This window comes from Rothia sp. HMSC071C12, assembly GCF_001813895.1.
Lineage (GTDB): Bacteria > Actinomycetota > Actinomycetes > Actinomycetales > Micrococcaceae > Rothia > Rothia mucilaginosa.
In genome coordinates this window covers 1-3,315 of the sequence record NZ_KV814362.1, presented here as the reverse complement: position 1 = coordinate 3,315, position 3,315 = coordinate 1, and the positions used below count along the sequence as shown (strand labels likewise).

2 protein-coding genes are annotated in these 3,315 nt (G+C 48.0%); both read right to left on the bottom strand.

The annotated features are described in order from the left end of the window. A partial coding sequence (locus tag HMPREF2942_RS00935) for a pentapeptide repeat-containing protein (protein ID WP_239664205.1) occupies positions 1 to 1,077 on the bottom strand: 1,077 nt, incomplete at its 3' end. 134 nt (positions 1,078 to 1,211) lie between these two features. Continuing rightward, a complete protein-coding gene (locus tag HMPREF2942_RS00930) occupies positions 1,212 to 3,176 on the bottom strand; it encodes a pentapeptide repeat-containing protein (RefSeq protein ID WP_070687979.1) in 1,965 nt (654 codons plus the stop codon). Positions 3,177 to 3,315: the final 139 nt, after the last annotated feature.

Genomic DNA, 3,315 nt, shown 5'->3' with positions numbered 1-3,315 from the left:
GTACACGTCGCTGTTGAAGGTAGCGTCGCTGAAGGTTACGTCGTTGATGAAGGTCGCCTCGCTGAAATCGGGGCTGCTGATGAAGGTCGCCTTGCGGAAATCTGTGCTACTGGTGAAAGCAACTTTGAAAAAGTTTGCATCAGCGTAGAACTTTGCACCCGAAAAATTACCTTTCTCAATCGTGAGTTCATTGAGGGGATAGAAAATGGGAGCTCGGCGGAAATCGAAATCAAAGTCACTCCAAGCACCGGGAGTGAGCATCGCATCACTTTCCTCCTTATTTGATATAACGCTACTACGTTTGCCCATTTCAACGAAGATAGTGCGGCGTACATCCTGCTCTTCGTGAAATGTTGCATAGTCTGCGGTGATATCTTCAGGCTCTTTATAGTCCTGACTATTTGTGAAACGTTTGGATAGAGCCTTAAGCTCAAACGGTTCTACTCCGCTGAGGAGATTTTCAGATTCTTTTTCCTTGAGCTCTTCAAATTTTTTGTGGGCTTTGTATTCGTCAATTTTTTCTGCAAGAGGGAAGGGGGAACGAATGTAGGAGCATAGGTTATTGATAATAACCTGCCCCTCCTGGTGCCGGTCGCTAATGCTCTCATCAGCAAGCCACTCATCGACGAGACCTACAAGGGTGTAGACACCCCCAAGACGAACGGCTGCATTCTCGTTAGCGAGCTGTTCTACGGCTTTGGTGTAGCGGCTTCGGCGTTCCGCATGGACCTGGCGGACATGATCGCGCTCGTTCTTCTTCGCGTCTTGTTCGTTCTTTTTAATATCGTCATCGATTTTGAGGCGGTCACCTTGATTCTTCCAGTTAGTCTGCAGAAGAGTCAGAACCGCAATAATGCCACCAGTAACGTACAGAAGATGAAGGCGTAGCAAGTCTGAATTGTCGGGAGTCATGCCGCAGAGTAGCCACAACGCCCACGGTAGAATAAGCGCAATCGTGCCGCCGGCCAGGCCAAAGCCAATGAGGAGCTTAGTAAAGTGTTGGATGTACCAAGGTCTCCTCTGCGGATTTGAGGTTACTTGGTCTTCTCCAGAGGGGTGAATATTGTCGTGAGACACGGGTTCTCCTGTCTTCTTTGAAAGGGAGGGTCACCATTCATCATAGTGCATAAGCTGCCTGGCAGATGCCTATTGTCGGATATAAACGAAGACCCCGCCGACGTGGGGCCGGCGGGGCCTTTTAGAGATGAGCCTTATCCAGCGGGCTTTTCTTCCTCAGTATCGGAATTTTCAAGAGGCTTTGCGGGATCACTCACGCGAGTATATTTCTGCTTTTCCTCATCCCAGGAATCGGGGTCGAAGAGTACCGTTCCCACAGGGATGTGGTGTTTTACGCCGTCCCCTAGCTCAGCTTCTCCTGGAGGAATGCGGAAACTACCTTCACTGACCGTGAAGTCATGTGCTTCCTGATCTATGGGTAGGGCAACGAATTGTGCCCTGTATGTCTCACCTAACTCGTCGTTGGTAGTAACAAAAAGTGGTGAATATTTTTCAAAGGTCGAGTCGCCGAAGCTTGCGATGCCTTTGAAGGTCGCCCCGCTGAAGTCCGCGTTTTGGGTGAATTCCGCCCCGTGGAAGTCCGCGTTTTGGGTGAATTTCGCCCAGCTGAAGTTCGCGTTTTCGATGAATGCCGCCCCGCTGAAGTTTGCGTTTTGGGTGAATTTCGCCCCGCGGAAGTCCGCGTTTTGGGTGAATGTCGCCCAGCTGAAGTTCGCATCTTCGAAGAATGCCGCCCAGCTGAAGTTCGCATTTTCGAAGAATACCGCTTCGTCGAAGTCCGCGTTTTGGGTGAAGGTCGCCTCGCTGAAGTTTACGTTTTGGGTGAAGGTCGCTCCGCTGAAGTCTGCGTTTTGAGCGAATGCCGCCCAGATGAAGTCTGCGTTTTGAGCGAATGCCGCCCCGCTGAAGTTTGCGTTTTGGGTGAAAGCCGCCCCGCTGAAGTCCGCGTTGCTGATGAAGGTTGCCCCGAAGAAATTCGCATCAGCGTAGAACTTTGCGCCCGAGAAATTACCTTTCTCAATAGTGATAGCGTTGAGGGGGTAGAAAATGGGTGCTCGGCTGAAATCGAAATCAAAATCACTCCACATTCTTAGGGAGGTGTTGATTATCTGGCCAAACAGACCCCTATTGAAGGTACTACTGCGCTTGCTCATCTCAACAAAGACAGTGCGGCGTACATCCTGTTCTTCATGAAACGCTGCCTGATCTTTGGAGAAATCTCCTTCATAGTTATCAGGCTCTGAATCGCCCTCAAACATCTCTGCTTTTAATGCCAGGGTGAAGGGTGAACGCACATAGGAGCAAAGGTTATTGATAATAACCTGCCCTTCTTTTTGTTGCTCTTCTTGTTCGAGGGTGTCATCAGCAAGCCACTCATCGACCAAGCCTACAAGGGTATAGATACCGCCCAGACGGACAGCTGCTTTCTCGTTAGCAAGCTGTTCTACAGCCTTGGCGTAGCGGCTTCGGCGTTCTGCATGGGCCTGGCGGGTATGGTCCTGCTTATTTTTCTCTGATTGTGCCTCAAGGTTTTTCTCAAATTGTGCCTTCTGCTCTAAACGTTCGGCTTCCTGTAGTTTAAGGTCTTCCATACGATCTTTTATCTGCTGATTGTACTTTTTTCTATCGAGGTCTAGAGTCTGTTCGTCATTTTGGTTTTTTTGATGGGTTTTAATCAGCGTGAAAACTGCAATAACTCCACCGGTTGAAGCGAGTAATGCAGTAGTTAACTTATCGGTCTCTCCAATGAATCTAAATAGATTAAGGATAAGGGGAAGGAAGAAAGATACAGTTGCCCCGCAGGCAATAATCGAGACAAACAGCTGGAGGGGGTGATTTTTGAAGAAAATAGTAATTAATTCTTTGGACTTATAGCCACTTACTACTTTATAAGCGATGAAAATCACTGAAATTAGCGCAGTAATAAGCCTAGTGAAATCAATTATTGGTTGCGCAACGTTGAGGATAATAAAAAAATAATGATTAATTAGGCATGAAATTAAGATTGCTGTTAGCGTCCAATCTGTCCACCCCATTCTAAATATAGTTCGCAGCAAAGCATCCACTGTATCGATTTTTGGGTTTTTGTTTGAAGTGGCAGAGAGGCCTGGCTGCACTGAATGAGGCTGAGGTGCCGGTGAATCATCGTTCGATGACATAGGAATCTCCTATCTTCTCTGAGAGGAATGGGTACCTTTTAGTTTAGTGTAAAACTGCTTGACCTGCGCTTCTACTGGACATAAACGAAGGCCCCGCCACACATTTGAACTGCCTCCCGTTTCTTGGACAACAAAATTA